Annotated in this window: 25 protein-coding genes, 1 tRNA gene and 1 pseudogene; 11 read left to right on the top strand and 16 right to left on the bottom strand. The window is 56.4% G+C overall.

What is annotated here, in order from left to right; all coding sequences use genetic code 11:
• Positions 1-95 precede the first annotated feature (95 nt).
• The gene (locus HMPREF3039_RS05450) at positions 96-935 is read left to right on the top strand and encodes a hypothetical protein (RefSeq protein WP_067571289.1); all 840 of its coding nucleotides are present in this window, start codon (positions 96-98) and stop codon (positions 933-935) included.
• A 1-nt stretch (position 936) separates the two neighbouring features.
• Positions 937-1,818 (top strand): hypothetical protein, encoded by an 882-nt coding sequence (locus HMPREF3039_RS05455; protein ID WP_067571290.1) that lies wholly within the window; start codon positions 937-939, stop codon positions 1,816-1,818.
• A 373-nt stretch (positions 1,819-2,191) separates the two neighbouring features.
• On the opposite strand, the gene HMPREF3039_RS05465 is transcribed toward HMPREF3039_RS05455, so the two are convergent.
• A complete protein-coding gene (locus HMPREF3039_RS05465) occupies positions 2,192-2,470 on the bottom strand; it encodes a hypothetical protein (protein ID WP_067571295.1) in 279 nt (92 codons plus the stop codon).
• Positions 2,471-2,979: 509 nt separating this feature from the next.
• Here HMPREF3039_RS05465 and HMPREF3039_RS05475 point away from each other — a divergent pair.
• Entirely contained in the window at positions 2,980-3,660 is a 681-nt protein-coding gene (locus HMPREF3039_RS05475) for a hypothetical protein (protein WP_147549612.1), read from the top strand.
• Between the two features lie 154 nt (positions 3,661-3,814).
• On the opposite strand, the gene HMPREF3039_RS05480 is transcribed toward HMPREF3039_RS05475, so the two are convergent.
• From HMPREF3039_RS05480 to HMPREF3039_RS05505, 7 genes and pseudogenes are all read right to left on the bottom strand, one after another.
• Complete coding sequence (locus HMPREF3039_RS05480; protein WP_147549666.1) at positions 3,815-4,537, bottom strand: ATP-binding cassette domain-containing protein; 723 nt, start codon at positions 4,535-4,537, stop codon at positions 3,815-3,817.
• A gap of 25 nt (positions 4,538-4,562) precedes the next feature.
• Positions 4,563-5,246, bottom strand: a complete 684-nt coding sequence (locus HMPREF3039_RS14595; RefSeq protein WP_067571698.1) for an ABC transporter permease subunit — start codon at positions 5,244-5,246, stop codon at positions 4,563-4,565.
• Between the two features lie 87 nt (positions 5,247-5,333).
• Positions 5,334-6,194 (bottom strand): annotated as a pseudogene (locus tag HMPREF3039_RS14600) (basic amino acid ABC transporter substrate-binding protein); the annotation flags it as partial.
• A 66-nt stretch (positions 6,195-6,260) separates the two neighbouring features.
• Positions 6,261-6,635 carry a fluoride efflux transporter CrcB gene (gene crcB / locus HMPREF3039_RS05490; RefSeq protein WP_067952008.1) on the bottom strand — a complete coding sequence of 125 codons (375 nt, stop codon included), beginning with the start codon at positions 6,633-6,635 and terminating at the stop codon, positions 6,261-6,263.
• Between the two features lie 300 nt (positions 6,636-6,935).
• Positions 6,936-7,715, bottom strand: coding sequence for a tail fiber protein (locus HMPREF3039_RS14475; RefSeq protein ID WP_067571301.1), 780 nt, complete (start codon positions 7,713-7,715; stop codon positions 6,936-6,938).
• Between the two features lie 600 nt (positions 7,716-8,315).
• Positions 8,316-9,872, bottom strand: coding sequence for a collagen-like triple helix repeat-containing protein (locus HMPREF3039_RS14120; protein WP_067571303.1), 1,557 nt, complete (start codon positions 9,870-9,872; stop codon positions 8,316-8,318).
• A gap of 470 nt (positions 9,873-10,342) precedes the next feature.
• Positions 10,343-10,419 (bottom strand) — tRNA-Pro (locus HMPREF3039_RS05505).
• A 102-nt stretch (positions 10,420-10,521) separates the two neighbouring features.
• Between HMPREF3039_RS05505 and argC the strand changes: the two genes are divergently transcribed.
• The 3 genes from argC to HMPREF3039_RS05520 are packed head-to-tail and all read left to right on the top strand — an operon-like array spanning position 10,522 to position 13,363.
• Positions 10,522-11,565, top strand: coding sequence for an N-acetyl-gamma-glutamyl-phosphate reductase (gene argC, locus HMPREF3039_RS05510; protein ID WP_067571703.1), 1,044 nt, complete (start codon positions 10,522-10,524; stop codon positions 11,563-11,565).
• A gap of 32 nt (positions 11,566-11,597) precedes the next feature.
• Complete coding sequence (gene argJ / locus HMPREF3039_RS05515) at positions 11,598-12,851, top strand: bifunctional glutamate N-acetyltransferase/amino-acid acetyltransferase ArgJ (RefSeq protein WP_067571305.1); 1,254 nt, start codon at positions 11,598-11,600, stop codon at positions 12,849-12,851.
• A gap of 11 nt (positions 12,852-12,862) precedes the next feature.
• Entirely contained in the window at positions 12,863-13,363 is a 501-nt protein-coding gene (locus HMPREF3039_RS05520) for a YkgJ family cysteine cluster protein (RefSeq protein ID WP_067571306.1), read from the top strand.
• Positions 13,364-13,539: 176 nt separating this feature from the next.
• Here the strand turns inward: HMPREF3039_RS05520 and HMPREF3039_RS05525 are convergent, their stop codons facing one another.
• From HMPREF3039_RS05525 to HMPREF3039_RS05545, 5 genes are all read right to left on the bottom strand, one after another.
• A complete protein-coding gene (locus HMPREF3039_RS05525; protein ID WP_067571308.1) occupies positions 13,540-14,682 on the bottom strand; it encodes a tetratricopeptide repeat protein in 1,143 nt (380 codons plus the stop codon).
• A 266-nt stretch (positions 14,683-14,948) separates the two neighbouring features.
• Complete coding sequence (locus tag HMPREF3039_RS05530; RefSeq protein ID WP_067571310.1) at positions 14,949-15,782, bottom strand: hypothetical protein; 834 nt, start codon at positions 15,780-15,782, stop codon at positions 14,949-14,951.
• A 119-nt stretch (positions 15,783-15,901) separates the two neighbouring features.
• Positions 15,902-18,403, bottom strand: coding sequence for an excinuclease ABC subunit UvrA (locus HMPREF3039_RS05535; protein WP_067571312.1), 2,502 nt, complete (start codon positions 18,401-18,403; stop codon positions 15,902-15,904).
• Position 18,404: 1 nt separating this feature from the next.
• Positions 18,405-19,043, bottom strand: a complete 639-nt coding sequence (locus HMPREF3039_RS05540) for a polymer-forming cytoskeletal protein (protein WP_067571314.1) — start codon at positions 19,041-19,043, stop codon at positions 18,405-18,407.
• Positions 19,044-19,115: 72 nt separating this feature from the next.
• Positions 19,116-19,700, bottom strand: coding sequence for a bactofilin family protein (locus tag HMPREF3039_RS05545; RefSeq protein WP_231863855.1), 585 nt, complete (start codon positions 19,698-19,700; stop codon positions 19,116-19,118).
• A gap of 283 nt (positions 19,701-19,983) precedes the next feature.
• Here HMPREF3039_RS05545 and HMPREF3039_RS05550 point away from each other — a divergent pair, with 283 nt between their 5' ends.
• A complete protein-coding gene (locus tag HMPREF3039_RS05550) occupies positions 19,984-20,922 on the top strand; it encodes a hypothetical protein (protein WP_147549606.1) in 939 nt (312 codons plus the stop codon).
• A 59-nt stretch (positions 20,923-20,981) separates the two neighbouring features.
• On the opposite strand, the gene HMPREF3039_RS05555 is transcribed toward HMPREF3039_RS05550, so the two are convergent.
• From HMPREF3039_RS05555 to HMPREF3039_RS05570, 3 genes are all read right to left on the bottom strand, one after another.
• Complete coding sequence (locus HMPREF3039_RS05555) at positions 20,982-21,374, bottom strand: hypothetical protein (RefSeq protein WP_067571317.1); 393 nt, start codon at positions 21,372-21,374, stop codon at positions 20,982-20,984.
• Between the two features lie 93 nt (positions 21,375-21,467).
• A complete protein-coding gene (locus HMPREF3039_RS05560; protein WP_147549603.1) occupies positions 21,468-21,950 on the bottom strand; it encodes a hypothetical protein in 483 nt (160 codons plus the stop codon).
• Positions 21,951-22,073: 123 nt separating this feature from the next.
• Entirely contained in the window at positions 22,074-22,532 is a 459-nt protein-coding gene (locus HMPREF3039_RS05570) for a hypothetical protein (protein ID WP_067571323.1), read from the bottom strand.
• Between the two features lie 138 nt (positions 22,533-22,670).
• On the opposite strand from HMPREF3039_RS05570, the gene hisA reads away from it, so the two are divergent.
• From hisA to dnaJ, 4 genes are all read left to right on the top strand, one after another.
• Positions 22,671-23,456: a phosphoribosylformimino-5-aminoimidazole carboxamide ribotide isomerase gene (gene hisA / locus HMPREF3039_RS05575; RefSeq protein ID WP_067571707.1), complete on the top strand. Its 786-nt coding sequence runs from the start codon at positions 22,671-22,673 to the stop codon at positions 23,454-23,456.
• Complete coding sequence (locus HMPREF3039_RS05580) at positions 23,453-23,722, top strand: DUF167 domain-containing protein (RefSeq protein ID WP_067571325.1); 270 nt, start codon at positions 23,453-23,455, stop codon at positions 23,720-23,722. Before hisA ends, HMPREF3039_RS05580 begins: the two co-directional genes overlap by 4 nt.
• 156 nt (positions 23,723-23,878) lie before the next feature.
• Entirely contained in the window at positions 23,879-24,433 is a 555-nt protein-coding gene (locus HMPREF3039_RS05585) for a nucleotide exchange factor GrpE (protein ID WP_067571326.1), read from the top strand.
• A 23-nt stretch (positions 24,434-24,456) separates the two neighbouring features.
• Positions 24,457-25,614 carry a molecular chaperone DnaJ gene (dnaJ, locus tag HMPREF3039_RS05590; protein WP_067571328.1) on the top strand — a complete coding sequence of 386 codons (1,158 nt, stop codon included), beginning with the start codon at positions 24,457-24,459 and terminating at the stop codon, positions 25,612-25,614.
• Positions 25,615-25,622: the final 8 nt, after the last annotated feature.

Genomic DNA, 25,622 nt, shown 5'->3' on the forward strand with positions numbered 1-25,622 from the left:
ACGGCTCTCCGGTCATTGGAAAAATCTCTTCCGTTTTGAGATCGTCGTTGGTAATGTAATGATTATTACAAGAAATCCTGTTTGTTCCCCTACCCATGCTCTACCGAATCATACCCTGGCTGTCCGTGTTTTGCTGCATGGCCGTTTGTTGTTCCGCACCTGCGGAGGAGGCTCCCGCGGAATCAGCCATATCCCTCTCCCTGGACAGATGGAAAATCAGTACGGATTCTGAGAATATTGACCTGGAACTGTCATTCCTGGAGGAAACTGACTGGAAGGCAGCCTATTTTGATGAAAGCAACGCCAGTCTGCAATTGGTGGATTCCAGGGGAGATGCCAGTTCCAAAGGCGAGTGCCGGTATATTTCCCGCAATGACTTTTCTTTTAACGAAAAAACTGGTGAGATTTCCTTGTCCTGGGAAGGCTGGCTGCCCGCGGAAGATACGGAATGGGTGGAACTGAAGGGTGAAATTCCCTTTTTCATGTACCGGACTGCCGTACTGTCGGAGAAAGTGAAGGTCAAGCTGGTCGACGGATTTTCCGTGCCGCTGACGCTCAAGGGAGCGGGCATGGACGGCGGAGACGTGGAGGTTCAACTATCGGTGGGCAGGTTGGGGGCATGGTGCGGACGGGAAGAGAGCTCCCAGGTGAGTTTTTCCCTGGTTTCCCCCGTCAGGGTGGGACTGCTGGACCTGGAAACGCAAACGAAAGACGGTACCCCGCTGCCGGTGGCGGATTACGGTGGAAGCGGCATTGATCCCGGCGGAAAGCATGGCTGGTGCCGCTATCTGGAGCTGGGCGACAGGAAGGAGGAGGAACTTGATATTTCCGTCAGGTACGCAACCAGGATGAAAAAGATCGTGGTTCCGGTGGATATCCGCTTCGGCTTGTTCGGCATGGGGGAAAAACAGGAAGGTTCAACGAAAGAAAATTGATATGAAGAGATATGGCATTCCGGGCATCTGCCTGATTCTGGGAGCTTCCCTGGGGGCCGCCGTTACGGAGAAGGATGGGAAGAAAGAAAAGCAGCCGGTAAGAATTGAATTTGTTTCCGTAGGATTATCCAAGAGGGCGCGCAAGGAAAAAATCCCGTTGGAGTTGAATGTAGAGGCAATATTAAGTGTTAAAGAGCCTTTGTCCTTTGCGGTGTGGGAGCATTCCGGAGTCCAGTATCTGGAGGCCGTGGATTCCGCGGGGAGGAAGCTGGCTCCCGTGGAGTTTGATATAAGCCCGTTTCAATCCTCCCGGAAAGGATGGCGCCAAACCGGGATGAGAGGTACGGCGGGGGAGATTCCGCCCCCGGGAGTTTCCTGGATACGGCTGCAGGGGGTATGGCGCATTTCCCTGGCCCGGACATTGAAAAGCCGCGTTTATGAGCTGCCTCTGTCAAAAGGGGCGGAAATGGATGTGCCGTTGCCCGGAAACAGTGAAGAAGGGGAGGAAGGCATCGACGTTGTATCTGTTCAGGGGCCTTCGGCAGGAAAGCTCGTGCTGGAGGATTACAGCACGTATGAAAATCAGGATGGGAAAATGGCCAGAGTGATGATCGGTCTGAAGGCTGACTCCGCTTTCCGTCTGGATTCCTTCGAGATACTGAATGAAAAGGGTGAATCATTGAAGGCATCCTCTTTTGGTACCAACTATTCTTCTGATGAAGACGATTCTTCCGCCTCCTGGGCAAAATGTTTTGTCTTTAAAGAACCGGAAAAGCTGGAAAAACTCAGGTTCCGCATCCTTTACCAAATTCCCCATGAAACGGTAGCTGTTCCCGTAGATGTCAAACTGGGCATGAGGGGGGAAATCAGGAAGGGCAAGTGAACCTGTCCGGGGGCCGAACAGGAAAAACGATGCGGAAGCCGCTTGTATTCATTCATATGTAAGTTATACTGAATGGAGAATCTCTCTTTGACGTGATGTTCCGTACCTTGTTTTCATCCGTGCTGGCGTGCGTGCCGGTGTTGCTTCATGCGCAGCCAGTTTCCGAACCTGCCGTGAAGGCGGTTATCCACTCCGTGAATATATGGAGCGGCGAAGGCCGGTTCCATGGAGAAGACACGGTCCCGCATCTGACCATGCACATGCTGTTCCAGTGTACGGCTCCCTGGAAAATCGCCTCTGTGCATTTGGGGAAAACGCGGCTGGATTTATGTGATTCTCTGGGAAGCCGCCCTCCCGGCGTGCAGTTGCTTCATCAAGCTTCCGTGACAGAACGGTGGATCGTAAGCCCTCTCCGGCCGTGGCTTTCCGTGGAGGGAAGGGATTGGACGCCTGGGCGGGATGCCCGCTGGGTGGAAGTTCGGGGAACTGCCGCCGTCACGGTTTCAAGCATGGACAGGGATTCGGAAGTGGTGTCGGTCCCGTTGGAAAAGGGGGCCAGAGTGCCCGTGGTGCTGGAAAAAGCCGCGTTGAACAGCGGGAAGGAGGAGGACGTGCATACGGAGTTGACCGTGACAAACTGGGGTTTTTCCATTCCCGGTCAGAAAGATAGTGTATGGGTGGAGTTGAGTTTGGTCCTTCCGGACGGAAGCGGAGCCCGCGAATTGGAATTAGTGGATCAGGACAATCCGGAGGAGAAGAACAATCACTCTCTGCTGCCGGGAAATTTCAGGAACGGGAAGTCCGCATGGGCGGCATTCTTTGTTCTGCAAAGACCGGAAGACAATCGGTTGAATTTCAGGATCCGGTATGCGTCGCGATTGAAGGAAGCGGAAGTTCCGGTTTCATTCAGGATTGGCATGGCGGGAATGGTTCTCCCGGCGGGGAGGCCGGGGAAAACTGTGAAATAAACGGGAACGGAAAATGATGATGAAGAAAAGTTGCGGAATATTCTGGATGGCAGGCTTGGCGGCGTTTGCCGGAACGCAGGATGCGGGCGGCTTGAAAAGTTCCGATGTAAAAGTGGAGTTCCCGGTAGTCCAAATAGGGTTGATGGATAAAAAGGGAGAGTCCCTCCCGGTTCCGAAATTGATATTTGGAGCCATGCTGAGTGTCCCTGCCCCCCTGAATTTTGAATCTGACGACAAGGTTCAGGAGCAGGTTCTGACGGCGGAGGACTCCACGGGAAAAAAGCTGGGCGTCGTGACATTTAATCTTGGTTTTCTTGGGGATCCGTCCAGGGAGAGCGTGAACAAGGTTGTGGTTTACGGCGAGTGCCCCCACCTGCCGGCTGCGGGCGCGGCATGGGTGCGTTTGCGGGGAACGCTCCGTGTTCCTGTGGCGCGCGACCGGGAGACGCCCCTTTATGAATTTCCGCTGGAGGAAAAGGAAGTCAAAAAGGATGTGCCTTTGTCGCCGTATGCGGAAAGAGAGCAGAAAGGAGACATCATTGTTGCAGAGGAGGGACCCGCCTGTGAATGGACGGTAAGTCTGGCGGAAAGGAAGGGAGAGGAGTTCACCGTACGTGTGTCACTGGGCAGCGAGCACCGTTTCATGATTGATGAATGGCAGTTGTTTGATGGAAAGGGAAAGAAAATTGATTCTTCGGTGTTATCCTTTTTCGGGAGTGTTTCGGAGAATTTTCAGGAGGATGGCTATGTCCTGCAATTCCCTTATCAGGGAGAGTTGCCGGTGTTGAAAGTCAAGCTGCTGTACAAGCAGCACGTTGATATCGTCACCGTGCCTGTGGATGTCAGAATAGGATTGGGAGGCCAAAGAAAGTAATGGAGGCCTTCGCAAACAGGAACACCATGGGTCCTCTGTGGCGGTCACTCCGGTTGAGGCGGTGGAGGGGGCCCGTCAGCATTTTTTCTGGGTGAATCCATGTTCCGGATGGGCAGGGACGCGGTTTTTCCCTGATTCCGGGCTCTCCTTCCGTTTAAAGTACCTTGGAGAAGAATTCCTTCAGTCTGGGATGTGACGGGTGGTCGATGACCTGGGAAGGGGAGCCTTCCTCCACAATTTTTCCCCTGTCCATGAATATAATACGGGTGGCCACTTCCCGGGCGAATCCTATTTCATGGGTGACGACCACCATCGTCAGGCCGCCTTTAGCCAGCTCTTTCATCAGGGAAAGGACTTCCCCCACCATTTCCGGGTCCAGGGCGGAAGTCGGTTCGTCAAACAGGATGACGTCCGGATTCATGACCAGGGAACGCACGATGGCAATGCGCTGCTTCTGGCCGCCGGAGAGCTGGAGGGGATAGGCATGCCGCTTGTCATACAGGCCGATGCGCTGGAGCAGGGCTTCCGCCTGGGCCGTGGCTTCCTTTCTGGTGGCACGGCCCGTCTTCACGGGGGCGATCGTGATGTTTTCCAGAATGGTCAGATGAGGGAAAAGGTTGAAATGCTGGAAGACCATGCCTACGTGCTGCCGGAATTTGTTTACATCCGCATGGGGCGCGTTGATAAGTTCCCCCTTGAACCGGATTTCCCCGGAGGTGGGTTCTTCAAGAAGGTTCAGGCAGCGCAGGAAAGTGCTCTTTCCGGAACCGGAGGGGCCTACGATGAACACCACCTCCCCCTGGTTGATCTGCGTGGTGACGTCGTGCACCGCATGAACGGCATTGAACTCCTTCACCAGATGGCTGATTTCGAACATGGGCATGGGCGTATGTTGGGGCGGCTCATTCATTGTTTTTTAGTCTCCTTTCCAGTTTGCCCAGCAGCCAGCTGAACAGCATGACCATGGCCAGGTAAATCAGGGCCACGGCCATCAGGGGCATGAAGGCGGTGTAGGTCTGGCTGCGGATGATGTCGCCGCCCTTGGTCAGGTCCTGAAGGGCGATGTAGCCGGAGACGCTGGTTTCCTTCAGGAGCACGATGAATTCGTTCCCCAGTGAGGGCAGCACATTTTTAAATGCTTGCGGAAGAATGATGTAAATCATGGTCTGCGCATACCCCAGGCCCAGGCTGCGGCCTGCTTCGAACTGCCCCTTGTCAATGGCCATGATGCCGCCGCGGATGATTTCCGCCACGTAGGCGCCGGAGTTGAAGCCGAAAGCGACCACGGCCACCAGCACCTTGCTGATGTCCACGGAACCGAAGATGATGAAGTAAATGATCAGCAGCTGCACGACAACGGGGGTGCCCCGGATGACCGTGAGGTACAGCTTGCAGAGAGCATTCAGGAAACGGAGCTTTCCCGTCTTGTCGTGGGTGGCGCGGATGACGGCCACCACGAAACCCATCAGAACGCCCAGAAGTACGGAAAAGAAGGAAACCTCCACCGTAACCAGAAAGCCGTTGGCCAGGTACTTCCAGCGTCCTTCCTGAATGAAATTGACCTCAAACGACTCTTTCAGGTTCAGCCACTTGCCTTCCAGCCAGCCGGTACCTGCGGCATGGGCGCCGGATGAACCGGGGGGCCTGACCTGCATGGCGGCGTATTTGGCCCGTATCTCTTCCAGCTTCCCGGACGCCTGCATGTCGGCAATGACCTTGTTGACGTGCTGGAGGAGTTCCGTGTTTCCCTTGCGTATGGCAATGGCGTACGTTTCCGAGGTCAGGGGCTCCGGCAGTATTTCCAGCTCATCATGGTTGGCCAGGTACATCCTTGCCGGGTCCCGGTCAATAACCACCAGGTCCACCTTGCCTGCCGCCAGCGCGGCCACGGCCAGCGCCCCGTTGGGAAAGCGTTCCGGCTGCTGGATGTTGCGGGTGACGTAAATATCTCCTGTAGCGCCATGCTGAACGCCGATTCTGCGGCCCCGGATATCGTCCCTGCTCCTGATGGAGGAACCTTTGGGAACGATGATCACCTGGGCCGCTTCCACGTAAGGGATGGAAAAATCCACTTGTTTCAGGCGCTCCGGCGTCACCGTGATTCCGGAGGCCGCCACATCCGCCTTGCCGGAAACCACGGCCGTAATCACGGAATCGAAGCTCATGTCTTCAATCACCAGTTCCTTCCCGGCGCGTCTGGCTACTTCCCGCATGATCTCCGGATCAATACCCATGATGGCGTTTTCCTCCCGGAACTCATAGGGCGGGAATGTAGCCTCCGTCACCATCAGGATTCTGTCGTTATCCGCCGCGGAGGCTCCGGAACACAACAGGCACCAGCTTGTCAACAGGACTCCGAGGTATTTCAGAAGATGGATCAGCGGCATGGCAGGGTGAATGATTGCATGATGGCGGTTGAACCGCTGGGATATATGACTTACCAGCCAGGAAGGCAATATAAAATTGACGCAAGTCTCTATTCTTCCTGCATGGAAGACGGGTGACGCCTCCCGTGCCGCAATTGATTCAGCCATCCGGCGGATTGCTTGGTGAGGCGCATCCTTTTAACCTGTTCCCGGGCAGGCACGGGATGAACAGAATCACACCGCTTTAAGCAGCGTATAGCCCAGCCAGACGGCCAGGAAGCCGCCTGCCAGGCTCAGGACGGCATAGAGAAGCAGCGTGAAGAATTGAGCGCCCTGCGCCATCAGGAAATTTTCATTCATGAAGGTGGAAAAGGTGGTAAAGCCTCCGCACAGCCCGATGGTGAGAAAAATGCGCAGTTCCGGATTGATCAATGTGCCCCGGTCAAAAAAGCCGTACAAAATGCCGATTAGAAAACATCCGGCCAGATTGACGGCCAGCGTGCCCACGGGAAATCCCTTTATGACGGAATCATTCAGGCAGCAGGAAAGAAGGTGCCGGAGTACTCCGCCGATAAAGCTGCCCAAGCCGATCAGGAGGATGCTTTTCACGGCGGAAATATATGTGATGCCCGTCAGCGTGTACAGGCCTTTGATGCGTTCCCGGAATGGAAAATGAATGAGACAGGGTCCGTTACCGCGCAAAAGGTAATCGTTCCTGTCATTGTTTCGTTATAAAACGGAGGTAAAAATACCGGATAAAAACCGCTGCAAGCCTTGTCAGCCTGCAGCGGTGGAAATGATTTGGAATAAGAGATCGGATTGGAAGCTGTTGCTTCCTTGCCTGTGTTCGCTTGTCCCCATATCAGATCATGGAGTGGCAGCATCAGGCATCTTCATTTGCCGTTTTTATCAATATTTGATAAGAGGCATCAATGCAATATTAACGGGACGGTTTTCTTCTGCAGTTGGAACGGCCGCCGACGTATCAAAAGTGATTTCCGATGTGGCTGTATAGGTATTAAGTGTCAGTTTTTTCATCGGATAACTAATACCTGCATTGGTTTTATAACCAAAAGGCCCGGACAGGGTTTTTGACCATGTAGAATAATCAAGGTCGCTCATCTGTCCAAAACTACCCTTGATTTGCCGCATGGCATCACCCTGCACAGTTCCTGTTTGCCTGCTTGCGGTAGCGGCACGGATAAACAAGCCTGCATCATTGTTTGTCAGATCGGGAAGGGCAAAAGTAGTCGCTCCGTCTCCCCCATAAGTAGTGCCGATGGCTGCGTGAAGAGCCGGGTACTGGCTTATCTGCAACAGTGTTCCATTACATTCCAGCCAGCCGTCCGGCGGTGTGGAGCCGCAAAACCACATGAAGCAGCCAGGAGCAATTCCAGCTCCGCCCGGACCTTCCGGACCGGCGGGGCCGGGATCCCCCTTGTCACCCTTCGGGCCTTGTGCCCCGGCAGGTCCCGGCGTTCCCGGTTCCCCTTTGAGGCCTTGCGGTCCCTGAGGGCCTGTGGCTCCGGGATCACCTTTGTCTCCTTTCTCTCCCTTGGGGCCCTGGCCTCCGATGTTCCATTTTTCCTTTTCCTCCGCGGTGACGTGGATGGTCGTATTTTCGGCATGCCCGAAAAATTCATCCTGCATTACCATTGGAATTCCGTTGATAGTCGTGGTTTCACTCATGATGGTTCTTTTTTGGTTGTGAAGTGATGGAAAATTCCGTTGCCGCCCATAGGGAACAGGGATATTCGTGATGTATCCACTTGCCCGGAGGCGTTTTTCTTTTGCCGGATAAGCGGGAACAGCTGATAACACTTCAATGGGAATGTGCCCTCATTCCGGGAAAAGATCATCCCGCACGAAACGTTAAGAGTCCCGAAGGCATTCCTTCCTATGTAAAATGAAACCTGTGATGTTGGCGGCGCATGCATCCTCACTTAGAAGGGCAGGGAGCTCATCCGCTGTTAAAGTGCCGATTGCTTCCGTACTAGGCTGTCGGCCTTCAAATTGCAGAAATACCTTCTATTAACTTGCCATCCGCTCCCGCTCCTGCGTTGCTGATCCAATCAGTATTCTCATTCTGGATGGAAGCGGCAAGCGCGAGATAGACGGATGTCTGATCATCCGTTAACTCTTTAAGAATAATGGAATAGCTGTAGCTTCGTCCTTCAGGCTTGTCTTTGATAAACAGACGGTGTCCTGTTGCGAATCGAATTTGGCTGCTGTTTCTTTCGCGGGATCGTAAATATTGTGTATTAATATGGTTTATTGTATTCGCCCAGCTTAGTTAAGCGCATGTGATCCAATGTAAACTTTGCCCCCGTCGGAAGTAATGTAAATAGTAGTTGCATCCTTTTCTGTCAAAGCTGCATATTGGGCGTCCGTCAGGTCTGTCCGCACCTTGGCCCATCGGGTATCTCCTTCCGCCAGATTTGGTACATCCGTAGGGCTAAGGGGCTCTTTCTGGTTTTGCTTGATAATTCGCGCGGGTTCCCCATCGGTACGGCCCACGTTCAAATTGACGCCCATAGCGTAATGATCATCTCCACATAGTTCAAATACACCGCTTGATCTGTTCTGCCATACGGCTGTACCCATCTGTACGGAAAACAAGCTGTATTCCTCACTATAAACGGCACAGCGGTACATGGTTGATAGTCCTTTAACGTTAAGCGTCTGGTTCATTGTGACACCAGAATTGAACGAGGCTGTATCAAAAGCCTGAAATTCTCCAAACGTCGCAAAAATGCAATTGATACGGAATATACCAGTATTATCAGCATTCGGGCCTCCCACATACATCATACCGTTCACCGAAAATATACCGGTTCCCACTTCCCCTGACGATTCTAAGAACATGATTCCATTTGCAGCCCCGGAACCGGGTTTAATAGTTACTTTGGAATATTCCGGCGTATCGGTAAGGAGAGAATAACGGGCGTCGGCTTCTTTTCGATTAAGTACGGAGTTATCATTTAGAGAGCCGGGCTTGGCATTATCCTTGACTAGATTTGCGTATATGACATTGTTTTGGTCTCCAATTTGGACGGTTAGTTCACCAGTCCCAGATGCCCCCCCACCCGTCAAATACAGATGATCGTACGGGTGCTGGATCCATCCTCCTTCCCGACTGTCCATGCCTGGAAATATGGTTGCTCCTACGCGAAATTCTCCGCCTATTTCCGCGTACGAAGTAACTTTCAGTGTCTGACTCATCGTGACGCCGGATGTAAATGAGGCTGGCCCTTCTGCCGTAAAATTCTTTTGGACGGTTAAGTTTTCCAGTTGCGTGCGGCTGTACCAGTCAAATAATAACACAGATCCGCAATTACCGGCTTGATCTCGTAGCCATAGCCCACCATCTCGCACCTCAACATCTATGGCCGAATTATTATCGGAACACCACAATTCCGCGACTTTAGGTTGGGTGGGGGTTGAGTGGAGAGACCAATAATTAGTACCCGCATCATTGATTTGGGTAGTAATTCCACCATCTATCGTGACACTGCCAGAAAACGTTTGTGTACCATCCCATGTATTGTTTCCTTCGACCATGCCATATCGCTTGTCTGTAATATCCAGGGAGGCAGACTCACCAGGATCACCTTTGTCGCCTTTCGGCCCTTGCGCCCCGGGTGAACCCGGTTCTCCCTTGGGTCCCTGGGGGCCTGTGGCTCCAGGATCGCCTTTGTCTCCCTTCTCTCCCTTGGGGCCCTGACCTCCGGCGTTCCATTTTTCCTTTTCCTCCGCGGTGACGTGGATGGTTGTGTCTTCGGTATGCCTGAAAAAGTCATCCTGCATTACCATCGGGATTCCGTTGATAGTCGTGATTTTATTCATGATTATTTTTTGAGTTGTGAAGTATGAGAAATCTCCGTTGTATCACATGAAGAACAGGGATATTTGGAATATATCCATTTGCCTTGAGGTGTTGCTCTTTTACAGGATAGGCGGGAGCGACTGATACCACTTCAACGGGAATCTGTCCTCATTTCGGGGAAAGATCATCCCGCATGAAACGTTATAAGAGGGGAAGATGTTCCACCCCTGGAAAGTGGAACCTGTGGTGATGGCGGCTGATGTTTTTCTGCCGTAGAATGATAGGAGGGTAGCGGAGAACAGGTGAAGGCTACCGTTGCTGAAGTGCGTATTGATCCGGTTTGGAGAGCATATCTGCCTGTGACCTGCCTTTCAGCGGGAAACAGGAGGACGCTGTCTCACGCTGGCATATTTCCCGCGGCGGTCGGCATATCTTGAGAAACAGGAAAATAAAAACCGCCTTAAGTATTTAAACTTAAAGCGGTTAAAAGTGGTCGGGTTGACAGGATTCGAACCTGCGACCCCCTGCACCCCATGCAGGTGCGCTACCAGACTGCGCTACAACCCGATAAAATCGGACCGACCGGGGCCGTGTCTTGCGACGGCGAGGTGTATATAGGAAAACTTTAGTGTTGGCAAGAGTCTTTTTTCAATGCATACCTTTTTTGTCATGAAGCAAGTTCAAGTAGCAGTTGTCGGGGCCAGTGGCTATACCGGGCAGGAGTTGTTGCGCATTCTGCTGAATCACCGCGGGGTCAGGCTGGTATGCGCTACGTCCCGCCAATATGCCGGACAGCCGCTGTGGGAGGTGTTTCCCCGTTTCCGGCAGGTGCCGGGTTCCGATTTGAGGTTTACGGATTCCGATGTGGAGGCCATTGCCGCCACCGGGGCGGAAGTGGCGTTTCTTGCACTGCCGCATGGCGTGGCCGCCTCCTATGCCCGCGGGCTGGTGGACCGTGGCGTGCGCGTGATTGATTTGAGTGCGGATTTCCGCCTGAATTGCGCGGATGTGTATGAAGAGTATTACGGGAATGCCCATCCGGATACCGCCCTGATGCAGGAGGCCGTGTACGGGCTGCCGGAATGGCGCGCGGCGGAAATCGCCCGGGCGCGCATCGTGGCGTCTCCCGGTTGTTATCCCACCAGCATCCTGCTGCCGCTCATCCCTCTGTTCAAGGCCGGGATTCTGGAACCGGAAGACGTGGTGGTGTGTTCCGGCAGTGGCGTAAGCGGCGCGGGGCGCAAGGCGAGCATTCCCCTGCTGTTCTGCGAATGCAATGAAAGTTTCCATGCCTACGGCGTGCCGAAGCACCGCCATTTGAGCGAGATTGAACAGGAGCTTTCCTGGGCTGCGGGGGAGACGGTGGTGATGTCCTTCACCCCCCATCTGATCCCCGTGAATACCGGCATTTGCTCCACCATTACGGCCAGGGTGAAGGAGGGGGCGGACCCCGATTCCGTCGGCCGCCTGCTGGAAGAAGCATATGCCGGGGCTCCGTTCGTGCGTTTGCTGGGCCGCAACCAGCCGGCGGATACCAAGAATGTGACCCGCACGAATTGCGTGGACATCGGCTGGGCCTACGATCCGCGCACGAAACGCGTGATTCTGATGAGCGCCGAGGACAACGTGGTGAAGGGGGCGGGCGGGCAGGCCGTCCAGTCCTTCAACATCATGTGCGGGTTTGATGAGACGGAAGGCTTGTGGGTATTGTAGTTTTTTGTTATGCTGAAAGGTACTTCAAGACGATGAATGATTCATCCTATATTCCGGTTGACGGTGGCGTTTGCGCGCCTCAGGGCTTTCTAGGCAGCGCGGTGAGCTGCGGCATCAAGAAGCCTGAGGCCACGCGCCTGGACCTGGCCCTGATTTATTCCACGGAACCCTGCGTGTCCGCGGGCACGTTTACGACGAACCGCGTTCAGGCGGCCTGCGTGAAAGTGAGCCGGGAGCATCTCCGCAAGGGGGATATCCGCGCCATTGTGGCGAACAGCGGCAACGCGAACGCCTGCACTGGAGCCCGGGGGGTGGAAGACGCCAGGGGGGAATGCACGCGCATTGCGGAGATTCTGGGGCTGAAGCCCTGCGAAGTGGCTGTCTGTTCCACCGGGGTGATCGGCCTGCCAATGCCCATGATGCGTATCTATCCGAAGTTCCCGGAACTGGCGGAAGGCCTTTCCCGCGAAAAGGGGCATGAAGTGGCGCAGGCCGTGATGACGAGCGACACGAAGGAAAAGATAATCGCCATTGAATTCATGGTGCAGGGCAGGCCCGTACGCATCGGCGCCTGCTGCAAGGGGGCCGGCATGATCAACCCCTGCATGGCTACCATGCTGTGTTTTATCACGACGGATGCGGGCATTTCCCGCGACGTGCTGGAACTGTGCGTCCAGTCCGGAGTGAAAAGTTCTTTCAACTGCATCACGATTGACGGCGACATGAGTACGAACGATACGGTGCTGGTGATGGCGAACGGAGCATCCGGCGTGACGCTGGAATCCCCGGAGGACATTTACGCATTTCAGCAGGCCCTGGCATACGTGATGCTGGAGCTGGCCAAGCACATTGTGCAGGACGGGGAACGCGTGACGAAGTTCGTCACCGTCCGTGTGACCGGAGGCCGTACGGAGGATGAGGCGAAGAAGGCGGCGGAAGCCGTGGCCAAGTCCTCCCTGGTGAAGAGCTCCTGGAACGGGAATGACCCCAACTGGGGGCGCATCATCCATGCCGTCGGCTATTGCGGCGCGAAGGTGGATGAAGAGAAGATCGACATTGATATTGCCGGGCTTCCCGCCTGCCGGGGCGGTGTGCAGGCCGATACTCCGTCCGACGATTTGCGGCAGGCCGTGCAGGTTCCGGCGTTCCAGGTGGACATTAATCTGAACCGCGGCGAGTTTTCCCACACGGTGTACACGACGGATTTGTCTCCGGAATACGTGGATTTCAACCGTTCCGAATACGCATACTGGAACCAGGCGAAGGCCGACGGCCTGACCCGGTAGTGCTATCGATCATGGCCTCAGGCAGGAGCCGTCATGGAAGGGCGGAGGGGAATGCCCCCTCCGCCGATGTTTTAGCGGCGGTGCGCCGGCTGCTGGAGGAAGGCGCCCGGCGTGCTTCCCATGCGCAGCGTTTCTGCACGGGTACGGCGGACTGCTGCCGCTTCCGTCTGACGGGAGAGACGCCGCACGTTACCTTGGGCGAGGCATGGCTGGCCTGGAAGGCATGGCGCGCGTCCGGGCGTACCCGCGTGGAGTTACCGGATGACGGAAGCTGCCCTTTTCTGAGCGGAGAGGGCAGATGCATGATTTATGAAGGAAGGCCGCTGGCCTGCCGCACCCATTTTTGCGTTTCCGCAGGCGGAGCCCTCCCGCGCCGGGATGTGATCGACTTGATTCATGGCCTGGAAGACATGGACGCTGCACTGGGCGGCGACGGCGCCTGCCGCCTGCCTGAAGCTGTCGAGCGGCTGTCCAGGAAAGGCGCCGGGAGAGGGAGAAAAGCCGGCTGTTAGCGGGATTTGAATTGCGCGCCGTTCAAGGTATGGCCTTTAAAGGGTACGTCCCCATGAAGCGGGTGATCACCGCTGTGTGCCGGAATGAGTCCCGCTGCACGGCAGGGCACATGTGAAGGGGAATGCCGTCCGGTTATCTGCCGGCGGCATGAGCCCGTGCAGGGTGAATAAACTGTTCAGACCTGGGAACCGGATTCCTGGTTTTTCTCCTGCTTTGAATGGAGGTGGCGCAAGGCGCTTGCCGCCTTTTTATTGCCGTTGGCAATGGCTTTCCGGTACCAGGCTTCTGCCTCTTCATCATTTTCTTCAATGCCGTAGCCGTGCGCATAGCAGTTGCCTACGTTGAACATGGCTGTAGCGTTGCCCTGGTCGGCTGCCTTCAGGTACCATTTCAAGGCCTCCGCGTGATTGACGGGGGTGCCTTTGCCGTTCAGGTGGCACCATCCCAGATTGAGCTGGGCCGTATTGTGTCCCTGTTCGGCTGCCTTGGTGTACCAGTAAACGGCCTTGTTCATGTCCACTTCCACTCCGCGGCCGTTGCCGTAGCACCACCCCAGAGTATATTGGGCGGTGATTTGCCCCTGCAGGGCTGATTTGTGGTACCAGACCAGGGCTTTGTCCAGGTTAGGCTGGACGCCGAATCCGTTTTCATAACACCATCCCAGGTTGTACTGGGCCGTGGCATGGTTCTGCTGGGCGGCTTCCTCATACCAGTAGGCGGCTTTTTCCGGGTTTTTGGGCGTACCGCTCCCGTTGCCGTAGCACCATGCCAGGTTGTATTGGGCGCGGGGATCTCCCTGTTCCGCCGCCTGCCCGTACCAGTATACGGCCTGTTCCCAGTTCTGCTGGCTGCTGCTGTTTGCATAAATCCAGCCCAGATTGAGCTGTGCGACGGCATGCCCCTGTTCCGCCGCTTTCGTGTACCAGCTGATGGCCTGGTGTTCGTCCTTTTCCACTCCCAGACCGTTGATGTAGCAGAATCCCAGGTCGAACTGGGCGGTGGGGTGGCCCTGCCGGGCCGCCTTTTGATACCAGTAGAATGCCTTGTCGTTGTCCTGCGGGACGCCGATTCCATTGGAATAGGCCCATCCCAGATTGAGCTGTGCGGTGACATGGCCCAGTTCCGCCGCCTGATGGTAGCAGTAAAAGGCTTCCTGATGGTTTTCCGCCACGCCGCGGCCCTGCTCATAATTGATAGCCAGTTGGAACAATGCCTGGGGATCTCCCGCCAGGGCCGCCTGCTGGAGGGTTTCTATATCGACGGAATAGGTAGAGAGTGTGTTTTCCTGGTCGCCGTGATTGTCGGAAGCGTCGTTCATTTCACAAATGCGCACTGGAGAACATTGGAACAATTGGTGCTCTCCTGAGTTGTGCGTTTGCCTATTCTGCACATTTGCCCAGTAAGAATCAAGGCCCGTTTTTGAAAGAGCAGGGGAGTGGAAGCTCGTTTAACGGAGGACGCGCCTGCGGCGGGGCAGGAAAAGGAAGACGCCGCACAGGGAGAGAATTCCGACAGACGGTTCCGGAACCCTGAGATCGCCCAGAGGTGCTGTAAAACTCTGCATTTCACCAAGCATGGTGCCGGTCAGCTGTGCTTCATCGTAAGTATAGCCGTATACGTTTCTTCTCCTTCCAGGCTGGTCAGATAAATGTCGCAGTGGAGAAACTCATACTCATCCTTGTAGTTGTTGATAATAACCTTTTGACGGAACATCCCCAACTTGTAATCGTCAGAGTCCGTCAGATACACAATCAGGCTGCCGTCCACATCCATATCATATCCCCACATGGTGATAGCGTGGCCTCTTCCATCCTCCCCAATTGTCAGCGTAGTTCCCCAATTGTTGTTAATGCTTTCCATCAACATTTGGTAAACTTCGTTTTTGGTATTCCCAGAGTGGAATCCATATCCAGTAAATAAAGGATTATCTACGGCGCCTCCAGTGATGGATGGCGGAACCGTCAGTCCAAGCTCCTGCCAGTATCCTCCCGGAGCGGATGTCGTGGATCCGGTTGGGTAAGCGGTGGTGGATAGCATGCCTCCGTTGAACCACCAGTTGTAGGCCTGTTCCACGGAACCGCCCGCATTAGACCAGTTTTTTGAGATCGTCTGGTAAATGCGCAGTTGGCAGGCTTCCGGCATGTTGTCGTAAGTAGAGGATTTGCCGTTGGGTGTGGTTGGGGCCAGGTCGCTTCTGGTATCCTGCCACCACTGGAGAACGTTGGAGGCTGCCGCTGCCCAGCATAACTGATTGTCAACCGGATTGTCCGGATTATAGTATCCGGAAGGGCGGTCAGAAATGGAACCATCACCCCATTTCCATTTGGTTTTCTTGTTGCAGTCGTACCATCCTCCGGATTCCGAGACGTTTTCCAGGAATACGGGAGTGGCGCATGACGGTTCAGGCAGAAGGCTCAATGCAAGAAAGGCCGCTGGCAGGAGACGAGAAAATAAAGTAAACATAGGTATGAGAACAGAATTCTCCTAGCTTCTAGGGAAAATCCTGTTCAGCGTCAAGATAATAATTAAACCAGTTTTTAAGCAGGATTCAGCCAGCGGGACGTGGGCGCCTCCGGAATGGCCGCCACGGTGGAGGGTGCCCCTTCCGCGACGATGTTTCCGCCGTGCCTTCCGGCGCCCGGTCCCATGTCGATGAGATGGTCCGCCGCATTCAACAGGTCCCGGTGGTGCTCCACGCACAGAACGGTGTGTCCGGCATCCCTCAGCCGGAAAAGGGCCTTCAGGAGAAGTTCCACTTCATTAAAGTGCAGCCCCCCCGTGGGTTCGTCCAGAATGAACAGGGCGCACTTGTCGTCTTCCGCCAGTTTCCAGGCCGGCGCCTTGGCGAGCTCCGAGGCTATTTTGATGCGCTGGGATTCCCCGCCGGAAAGGGTGTCCGCCCGGCGGTCGAGGTTGAGGTAGCCCAGCCCCACGTCTTTCATGCTTTTCAGAATGGCCGCCGCCTTGGGCAGCGTGGCGAAGAATTCCGCCGCTTCATCCACGGTAAGGGCCAGCGCCTGGGCGATGGATTTTCCCTTCCATGTTACTTCCAGTGTTTCGCGGTTGTAGCATTGGCCCTGGCAGGCGTCGCAGGGCATCGTTACGTTGCCCAGAAAATTCATGTCCACTTCTATCATGCCGGTTCCCAGGCACCGTTCGCAGCGGCCGCCGCGGACATTGGTGGAGAAGCGCGCCGCCGTGTAGCCCCGCTGCTTGGAGAGGGGCAGTTGGGCGTAAAGGGGCCGCAATATATTGAGCAGTCCCGTGGCGGTGGCCGGCGTGGAGCGCGGGGATTTGCCGATGGGCGACTGGTCGATGACGACCAGGCGGCTGAGACGTTCCGATCCCTGTACGAGGCGGGGGACTCCCTTTTTCCCGCTTAAATCCTTTTTAAGCGCGGGAATGAGGCAGTCCCGCACCAGGGTGGATTTGCCGGACCCGGACGGCCCGGAAATGCAGGTGAGGGTGCCAAGCGGAAGACGCAGCGTGATATTGTTCAGGTTGTGCCTGTTCGCATGTGTCAGAACGAGTTGGCCGCTGGGGGCTGCCCTGCGTGGCGGTGCTGGCATTTGCCGCGTTCCGGAAAGCCATGCCCCGGTGGGACTGTCGGCATTTGCCATGATGTCCTGAAGGGAACCCTGCGCCAGGATATGGCCGCCGCTGGCTCCGGAGCCCGGACCCATGTCCACCAGGTGGTCCGCCGCACGCAGAATTTGTTCGTCGTGTTCCACGGCAAGCACCGTATTGCCCAGGTTGCGCAGCGTTTGGAGCGCCCGCAGCAGGCGGTCCGTGTCGGAAGGGTGCAGCCCCGTCGTGGGTTCGTCCAGGATGTACAGGACGCCGGAGAGGCCGCCCCCCAATTGGGAAGCCAGACGTGCGCGCTGCAATTCTCCTCCGGAGAGCGTGTTTGCCTGGCGGTCCAGGGAAAGGTAGGACAGCCCCAATTCATTCAGGAAGTAGGTGCGCTTGTTGATTTCCTCCATCACGGAATTCAAGGCGGGGGCCAGGGCTGCGGGAATTTCCAGCCGTTTGGTCTCTCCGGCCATGTCCTCCAGCGGGAGCGCCGTGAGTTCCGCCAGATTGTAGGCGTGGTCCGGCGTGTGCATGGTAACGGCCAGAGCCAGCGGGGAAAGCCTTTGCCCGCGGCATTCAGGGCATGGACCGTTTTCCTGTTTGTTGAGCCCGGTGCCGTGGCAGGCGGGGCAGGCGCCCAGGGGGGAGTTGAAGGAAAAATGGCGCGGCGTGAGCTGGGGAAGCAGGTATCCCGTTTCCGGATTGCGGTAGCGGGTGTGGAAGGCCTGGACGGCGGGTTCCTCTTCCGGCCTGGTGATGACGGCCCTTACTTCGTCCGGATTGATGCGGAGTGCGGTTTGCAGGGAGTCCGCCAGGCGGGAAGAGGAGCTTTCCCTCCGGATAATGATGCGGTCAATGACCAGGGCCGCGTCCGGCGCCGGAACGTCCGGAACCCCCAGCTCCTCGATATCCCGCACTTCCCCGTTCCAGTAGATGCGCAGAAAGCCCTGTCTCTGGAAGTCGCCCAGCGTGGCGGCGGGGTCCTGGGCCAGCAGGGCTTCCGCGGGGGCCGTCAGCACCAGGCGCGTTTGTTCGGGGAGGGAGGCCAGGGCGTCCGCAATCTGGTCCGGGGTTTGCCGGACCAGTTCCTTTCCCGTCTCCGGGTCGTGGGGGCGCCCGGCCGCCGCGTACAGGATGCGCAGGTAATCCAGGATTTCCGTGATGCTTCCCAGCAGGGTCCGGGGGTGCTGGTGCCGGGCGGACTGCTCCAGGGAAAGAGCGGGGGGAAGTCCCGTGATACTGTCCACGTCCGGCTTGTCCGGCTGTTCGATCCCCTGCCTGGCCCTGGCGGACAGGCAGTCCAGAAAGCGTCTGCGGGATTCGGCAAAAAGCGTGTCGAACGCCAGGGAGGACTTGCCGGAGCCGGAAGGACCGCTAAAGGCGATCAGCTTGCCGGAAGGCAGGTCCAGGTTCAGATTCTGCAGGTTGTGCTGGCGGGCGCCACGGATGGAAATGGGAAGATTCATGTCAGGACAGTCTGGTGAGGGAGCCCTGGTGGATTCCCCCTTCTTCAATGACAAGGCGGCGCGCCGTAATGTCACCAAGAAATTTGGCATGCCGGTGGATGGTGACAGTACCTTCCGCCGTGAGGGCGCCTTCCAGAGTCCCCTGTATCCAGGCGTTTTCCACATGCACGCCGCCCGTGACCAGTACGGCCGTCTTTTTTTCCACGGTCAGCCTGCGGGCGCGCAAAGTCCCGGAAATATGCTGGTCCGCCTTGATTTTGCAGATGCCGCTGCACAGCAGGTCCCCGGAGGCTTTTCCATTCAGGATCAGGTCCCGGCATTCAATATGCAGCCCTTTCAGGTCGGCGTTCGCCTGCACGGTCACGCAGCCGCAGGTCTGTACCTTGGTCCGGTGTGTCCTGCTGTGCAGGGTAATGTCGTCCAGCTTGATATAGGCGGAGCAGTGGCTGCACCTGGCGGAGACGGCGGTAACGGGCACGGCGGTACGCTGGCGGCAGGCAAAACATTCCACTTTCCGGGAAGGAGCCCGGCTGCTGCCAGTTGCCGCCGGAAGCGTCCAGGGCGGGGCGGGGCTTGGCTGGCGGATTTTTCCGGAGGGTCCGGGGCATATCCGGGGCACGGGATGGAAAGGAGTGTTCATGGGACAAGGAGGGGCGGCAAAAGAACCTTGCGTTCCTTTGCCGCCCCTGAAAATGGCTGATGGGTGGAATGTTTATTCCGCATCAATGTCCAGCGTGCTCTGGCTGGCCGGAGCGGCGGCTTCCGGTTCCGGAGAGAAGGAGGAAGCGGGCAGCGGCTTCTGCGCGGTAGCGCCCACGGTGGGGGCGCCTACGGTGGAATGGCCGATGAAGATGGCTCCCGCTTCAATCGCCAGGGAGGCGGCCTGAATATCGCCCACAAGTTCCGCCGTGCTTTTCAGTTCCACGCGGTCCGTAACGGTGACGTTGCCGATGACCTTGCCGTGGATGATGACGGACTTGGTATTGATTTCCGCGCGGATGACGGCGTTCTGGCCGACGGAAAGGACGCCTTCGGAAGAAATGTCGCCTTCCACCGTACCGTCAATCAGCAGGTCGTCGGAGAAGCGCAGGGAGCCGACGACTTCCACGTCGGAATTCAGCACGTTGCGTGTCAATTGCTGGACGCGGGTGGTGGGAGCGTATGATTCGGGAGCGGAAACGGGGGGCGCGGCTGGTTCCGGAGCGTCCTGCCCTTTGGCGATGTCCATCCAGCTGGGGGAAGGTTCCGCGTTCTTGTTGCCCTTGGGGGCGGGGACGGTGGTGAATGATCCAAACATGGTGTTTAAGAGGGGGGGGTAAAGGTTAGGTAGGAGCTCTTGAAACTCGTCGCATCCAATGTACATCACCGCCCCGGAGAAGTGAAACAATTTTCACCGGAAGGGATAAAAAAATGTGTCTGTTTTTTATCGTTGCGTTGCCCCCGCCGTTCCGGTAGTGTTTGGGCATTCTTCCGCAGGGGTTTCTTGCGGATATTCCCGGTTTGCAATGAGTGATTTATCTGAAAATACCCCGGTTACTCCCAGGATGAAGGAGGGGCGCGGGCGTCCAGGCGGAACGTCCGTGAGTCGCATTCTTTCCGTGATCTTTTTCCTGGCGGCGCTGGGCGTGTTTTTAGGAGGAGCCTTTTTCTGGCTCCGCAAGCATCAGGCGGCGAAGGATTCCTCTGAGGCGGCGCGGATTTGCGCCACGCCGGAAATGCTTTCCGGAAAGGTGAATGTCGCGTTGAAGGACAAGGTGGATTACAGTTTCTGGCCGCCTCATTACGTTCCTCCCATGGAGCGGCAGGACTTGCTGCGCCAGTGCCTCCAGACGGCCCAGCAATACTTGAGCTCCGGCGACATGGTGCAGAAATCCTCTTTCGTGTGGAATTCCCTGGAAGCGCTGCCCCTCATGGTCAAACATTATGCCGTGACCAAGCCGGAAGTCATGCTGAGCCGTCCCGCAGGCCCTAAAAAATTTGCGCTTCTTGAAGTGGAGGGCCACCCCTGCGCCCAGCTTCTGATTGCCTTTACCGATTCCCCCGACATGGAATTCTGCTTTTTCAAGGATGAAAAGGACGGACTCTGGAAGTTGGACTGGCAGCAGTTCGCCCGCTACCAGCCGCAGAGCTGGGAGGACTTCGTCCGCGGCAAGGGGGAGGACATCGGGGAATTCCGCGTCTGGATGATCCGGGACCGCATGTCGGAAAGCAGGGACGATTACGCGTACAGGCTGATCGCTCCCGGCATGAACGGCACGAATGACCGCAGCATTGCCCGCCCCATGGTGTACGTACCCAAGAAGTCGGACATGGGCAAGCGCCTGTTCATGCTGTTTAAAATGGACGAGGAAATGCTTAATTCACCGTACAAGGTGCTGAACGCAAACGATGACCGTGGCGCCCTCCGCGTCCGCGCCCTGCTTTCCCGTAGCAAGGAGCCCAACCGCAAGGGGGAATATTCCTTCACGCTGGTAAAACTGCTGGGGGAAGGGTGGTACGGCCTTTCCGCGGCAAAATAGGCGGAAATGGAAGACCCCGGAGTCTGGCAAATGGACGGAACTTGTCAATGATTCCTTGTTCAGGGTATCAGGGTGAATTCGATGCTATCGGAGCTGCTTTCTTTCGTTCCGTCCTTGAAGTATAGTGTCACCGTGCAAATAACCTTCCCTCCGGGCCAGATGTTAGGATTTTCCGGCAGCTTCCATCCGTTCAGGCCATGCATGGTGACATTGGCCAAGGGGCTGTTCTTGTCCGTTTTTTTAGCGCTTACGGCTTCACCGACGATCACCCAGTGGTACTCGACTCTTTCCAGATTCTTGTGCCTGTTGGTTTCATCCAGAGTGTAGCTGGCCCTGTAATCATATTTTTCACCCTCCACGGGATACGACGGTCCGCTGAGTGTGACGGACCAGGCAAAAACATTGGCGCTGCAGAGAGCGGACAGGAGGATTAAAATAGAGAGAGATTTCATAGGCAGATAAGTTTATTATTTTATAAAATGGTTGATTGTCAAACGTTTTTTATTTTTTTCAACATGGCGGATTCTGTAGTGGAAAAACCGTTATCATTCCACATTTTCTGAAGTTAAAGACGCGATGTATTCCTTAACTTCTTCTCTTGTTTTTTTGTCGCTGGAATGAAGAAGTTCATGGAGTATGTTGGTAATGTCGAATGATAAAATCAGCATTTTGTCGTCTTCGTTGAAAGTGGCGCAAATGAGGATGTATTTACCGTTCTCCTTGATCAGGCCGCTCCCCCTGTGTGTTTGGCCTTCATGATTTTTTGTGATATAATCATTGATTAAACTTTTCATTTCCTCACAGGTTTTAACGTTCCTGTAATCCAGCAAAATTGGATTTTCCATATTCTTGACAGACTCCTTCAGTTCTTCTGTCACCAGATGAGTGTCGGAGGCTGGAGTCTGATCTGAATAAGATAGATTCATGAGGCTGCAGGAGATACATGCCGTGACCAGTGTTTTTATGTTGGAGGTTTTCATGGGCCTATTATTTTTTGTTTTTCTTCTCGGCGTTTTTACAAGGTACATGGTTTCATTCCTTTACGGAATGGATGGGCAGAAAAATGGATTGTTGATCATGCGCTCATGGAAACAACTGTGCGGATATCGGGAAGCGGGGGAATACCGGTGAGGATTTTTTAAGGAGAAACATTATCGGTGCCTGTGGAAACGGGACGGATGTACGATGGGGCGGGGCTTGGGGCTGCGGGAACGGTAGCAGGGGCTGGGAGGAGGAAGCGGTCTTGCATGTCTGCGGGGCGCTGGCGGAAAGTACTCGCGGCGCACGTCCACGGGCCAGGAGTGGCCGCGGTAGTGCGGGCGGGGATTCCATGCCGGGACGAGGCATCCGCTGTGAATGCCGCTGATGAGGAAGATGGGCTTTCCTTCGGGAGAATAGGCGTAAATGGGGCGTCCGCACGGGCTGTAGCCCCAAATGGGAAATCCCGCGGAGTCGTACCGGATGAATATTCTGTCTCCGGCGGGAGTGTGCAGGACCTCTCCAGCATGGACTCCTGCGGCGGCCTGTCCGGCGGAAAAAGCGGCGAGAGCCAGCAGGGCGCTTCCGGCACAATAGGAGAGGATATGGCTTTTGGCTGATTTGTTTTTCATAAAGCGTACAGGGTAGGTGCTTTTAATGGAAAGCGGATGATTCCGCCGTTTTTGTTTAAAATATGTTGGAGAAGGGTTTTCACGGGCGGCGGGAATCCCTTCTTGACCTGCCGGGGTGTGCCGGGGCAAAGTGGCCGCGTGACCAGATTCAGACCATGCATTGACCTCCACGACGGCAGGGTGAAGCAGATTGTAGGCGGTTCCCTGACGCGGGATGAAGCGGGTTTGCGTACCAATTTTGTTTCCGACCGGGATGCGGCGTGGTATGCGGAACTCTACCGCCGGGACGGCCTGGCGGGAGGCCATGTGATCAAACTGGGCCCCGGCAATGAGGAAGCCGCCCTCTCCGCCCTGGCCGCATGGCCGGGGGGGCTCCAGGTGGGGGGCGGCATTGTTCCGGAAAATGCGGAACAGTGGATTGAAGCGGGAGCCAGCCACGTCATCGTCACGTCCTGCCTGTTTGACGCGGAAGGAAAATTTTTGCAGCAAAGGCTGGAGGACCTTGTTTCCGCCGTCGGCGCGGAACGGCTGGTGCTGGATTTGAGCTGCCGCAGGGTTTCTGACGGTTGGGCCGTAGCCATGAACAAATGGCAGACCCTGACGGAACTCCGGGTGACGGAAGCCACACTGGACATGCTGGCGGAACATTGCGCGGAATTTCTCGTGCATGCCGCGGACGTGGAAGGGCTGTGTTCCGGAATTGACCGGGAACTGGTGGAATTGCTCGGCGCATGGCGGCGCATTCCCATGACTTACGCGGGCGGAATCAGCCGGATACAGGACTTTGAAGAAATAGACGCCTTGAGCGGAGGCGCCCTGGACGCCACCGTGGGGAGCGCCCTGGATTTGTTCGGAGGCCGTTTGATCAGGTATGCGGACCTGGTGGAAAGGCAGCGGGGGGAAACGGGAGCGGAAAAGGCATGAAACTGGCTCTGAAAGTCATTCCCAACGCCAAAAAGAGCGAGGCCGCAGGCTGGGAGGAAGACCCGCGGACGGGCCGCACTCTGAAATTGCGCATTGCCGCTCCCCCCGTGGAAGGGAGGGCAAACAAGGCCGTCATTCTTTTTCTGGCCTCCTGGCTGGGCATTCCCAAATCCTCCGTCATCCTGCTGCGCGGAGAAACGGGGCGGCTGAAGGTGGTGGAACTGCCGGAGGAATGCGCGGAAAAGCTTTCCCGGCTGGCGCCCTGAACGCGCCTTCCGGCCATGCGGGCAGCCCGTTCGGAGGGAATATGTTCCCGTTTCTGCATAGAGGAGTTGCATTGCATGCGCATCATCACGTGTCAAACGTCAGACATGTCTTAGCAGGCCGTTGACGCAAACCGTAAAAATATTTAGAGTGCCCGCATGAGCGACGAAGAACAGAATCAGAACGCGGATGCCGGGGAAAAGGAAATCCTGGAACAGGCGGAAGGAGCGGCCGCAGAGGAACAGGAAGCTGTGTCTTCACTGGAAGAGGAACTGTTGAAATGGCGGGATTCCGCCATGCGCACCGCAGCGGAATACGACAACTACCGCAAGCGCATGGTGAAGGAAAAGGAAGAGTGCGCCAAGTTTGCCAACCAGCGCCTGCTGGAGGAACTCCTGCCCGTCATCGACAATTTTGAAATGGGCATGGCCGCCGCCAGCGCGGATGCCTCCTCCATGATCTACGTGGGCATGAGCATGGTGAAAAAGCAGCTGGACGAGTTCCTCGCCTCCAACGGCGTACAGGCTTTGGACCCGGTGGTGGGCAGCATGTTTGACCACGCCACGGAAGAAGCCATCCAGCGCGAGCCTTCCGACCAGCCGGAGGGAACCGTCCTGCGCGTTATCCGCAAAGGTTACACGTTGAAAGACAGGCTTCTGCGCCCGGCAAACGTCGTGGTGGCCCATGCGCCGGAACCCGAGCCCGAAGTTTGACCGTTTTCCAACATTCACGCCACATGGCTAAAAAAGATTATTACGAAATCCTGGGCGTTTCCAAAAGCGCCACAGATGACGAGATTAAAAAGGCCTACCGCAAGCTGGCCCTGAAATACCACCCCGACCGAAACCCGGACGACCCCTCCGCGGAGGAAAAGTTCAAGGAGCTGGGGGAGGCCTATGAAGTGCTTTCCGATGCGGACAAGAGAGCTGCCTACGACCGCTTCGGCCACGCCGCCTTTGAACAGGGCGGAACCGGGGGCGGCGGCTATGCCGGAGGCGGCGGGTTCCAGGACCCGATGGATATCTTTGCCCAGATGTTCTCCGGAATGGGAGGCTTTGCGGACATGTTCGGGGGCGGCGCCCGCGGCGGCCAGAAGCGTTCCAGCAAAAGGCCCGGTTCCGACCTGCGTTATGATTTGGATATCACGCTGGAGGAAGCGGCCCGCGGCTGCACCAAGCAGCTGGAAATCGAACGCCTGGTAACCTGTAAGACCTGCCACGGCTCCGGAGCCAGGGAAGGCAAGGAAGCGTTCAAGACCTGCCCGACCTGCCAGGGGCGCGGCATCATCACCCAGCAAAGCGGGTTTTTTGTCCAGCAATCCACCTGCCCCACGTGCCACGGCACCGGGGAAATCATTTCCGACCCCTGTCCCGTCTGCCACGGAGAGGGCCGCGTGAGGGAGGACTCCCATATCACCATCCGCATTCCGGCGGGCGTTACTACGGGCAGCCAGCTCCGCATTGCCGGGGAAGGGGACGCCGGTGTCCACGGAGGCCCCACGGGGGACCTGCACGTATTCATCGACGTGAAGCCGCACGACATTTTCCAGCGTGAGGGCAACGACCTAAGCTGCACCGTTCCGGTGCCTCTGGCTCTTGCCGTCACTGGCGGCAAGCTGAAAGTCCCCACTCTGGACGGGGCCGCTACCATCAAGCTGCCGGAAGGCACGCAGAACGGCATGATCTTCCGTCTGCGCGGCAAGGGCGTCAAGGCCCTGCGCAGTTCTGAAGTCGGAGACATGCTGGTGGAGGTGGAAGTGGAAATCCCCACCCAGCTCAGCAAGGACCAGACGGACAAGCTGAACGCCTTTGCGTCCACCCTGGATGAAAAGCGCAACCAGCCCGCCTGCGTGGCGTTTGCCGACAAGGCCGCCCGTTACCTCAAGAACAAATAAAGGCCGGA

The sequence above is a fragment of the Akkermansia sp. KLE1798 genome, from assembly GCF_001580195.1.
GTDB classification, from domain to species: domain Bacteria; phylum Verrucomicrobiota; class Verrucomicrobiia; order Verrucomicrobiales; family Akkermansiaceae; genus Akkermansia; species Akkermansia biwaensis.

Coding starts and splice junctions, on each gene's coding strand:
- HMPREF3039_RS05450 (WP_067571289.1), top strand. CDS start 96: ATGCTCTACCGAATCATACCCTGGCTGTCCGTGTTTTGCTGCATGGCC.
- HMPREF3039_RS05455 (WP_067571290.1), top strand. CDS start 937: ATGAAGAGATATGGCATTCCGGGCATCTGCCTGATTCTGGGAGCTTCC.
- HMPREF3039_RS05465 (WP_067571295.1), bottom strand. CDS start 2,470: ATGGAAAAACCCCAGTTTGTCACGGTCAACTCCGTATGCACGTCCTCC.
- HMPREF3039_RS05475 (WP_147549612.1), top strand. CDS start 2,980: ATGCTGAGTGTCCCTGCCCCCCTGAATTTTGAATCTGACGACAAGGTT.
- HMPREF3039_RS05480 (WP_147549666.1), bottom strand. CDS start 4,537: ATGTTCGAAATCAGCCATCTGGTGAAGGAGTTCAATGCCGTTCATGCG.
- HMPREF3039_RS14475 (WP_067571301.1), bottom strand. CDS start 7,715: ATGAGTGAAACCACGACTATCAACGGAATTCCAATGGTAATGCAGGAT.
- HMPREF3039_RS14120 (WP_067571303.1), bottom strand. CDS start 9,872: ATGAATAAAATCACGACTATCAACGGAATCCCGATGGTAATGCAGGAT.
- argC (WP_067571703.1), top strand. CDS start 10,522: ATGAAGCAAGTTCAAGTAGCAGTTGTCGGGGCCAGTGGCTATACCGGG.
- argJ (WP_067571305.1), top strand. CDS start 11,598: ATGAATGATTCATCCTATATTCCGGTTGACGGTGGCGTTTGCGCGCCT.
- HMPREF3039_RS05520 (WP_067571306.1), top strand. CDS start 12,863: ATGGCCTCAGGCAGGAGCCGTCATGGAAGGGCGGAGGGGAATGCCCCC.
- HMPREF3039_RS05525 (WP_067571308.1), bottom strand. CDS start 14,682: ATGAACGACGCTTCCGACAATCACGGCGACCAGGAAAACACACTCTCT.
- HMPREF3039_RS05535 (WP_067571312.1), bottom strand. CDS start 18,403: ATGAATCTTCCCATTTCCATCCGTGGCGCCCGCCAGCACAACCTGCAG.
- HMPREF3039_RS05540 (WP_067571314.1), bottom strand. CDS start 19,043: ATGAACACTCCTTTCCATCCCGTGCCCCGGATATGCCCCGGACCCTCC.
- HMPREF3039_RS05545 (WP_231863855.1), bottom strand. CDS start 19,700: ATGTTTGGATCATTCACCACCGTCCCCGCCCCCAAGGGCAACAAGAAC.
- HMPREF3039_RS05555 (WP_067571317.1), bottom strand. CDS start 21,374: ATGAAATCTCTCTCTATTTTAATCCTCCTGTCCGCTCTCTGCAGCGCC.
- HMPREF3039_RS05560 (WP_147549603.1), bottom strand. CDS start 21,950: ATGTACCTTGTAAAAACGCCGAGAAGAAAAACAAAAAATAATAGGCCC.
- HMPREF3039_RS05570 (WP_067571323.1), bottom strand. CDS start 22,532: ATGAAAAACAAATCAGCCAAAAGCCATATCCTCTCCTATTGTGCCGGA.
- HMPREF3039_RS05580 (WP_067571325.1), top strand. CDS start 23,453: ATGAAACTGGCTCTGAAAGTCATTCCCAACGCCAAAAAGAGCGAGGCC.
- HMPREF3039_RS05585 (WP_067571326.1), top strand. CDS start 23,879: ATGAGCGACGAAGAACAGAATCAGAACGCGGATGCCGGGGAAAAGGAA.
- dnaJ (WP_067571328.1), top strand. CDS start 24,457: ATGGCTAAAAAAGATTATTACGAAATCCTGGGCGTTTCCAAAAGCGCC.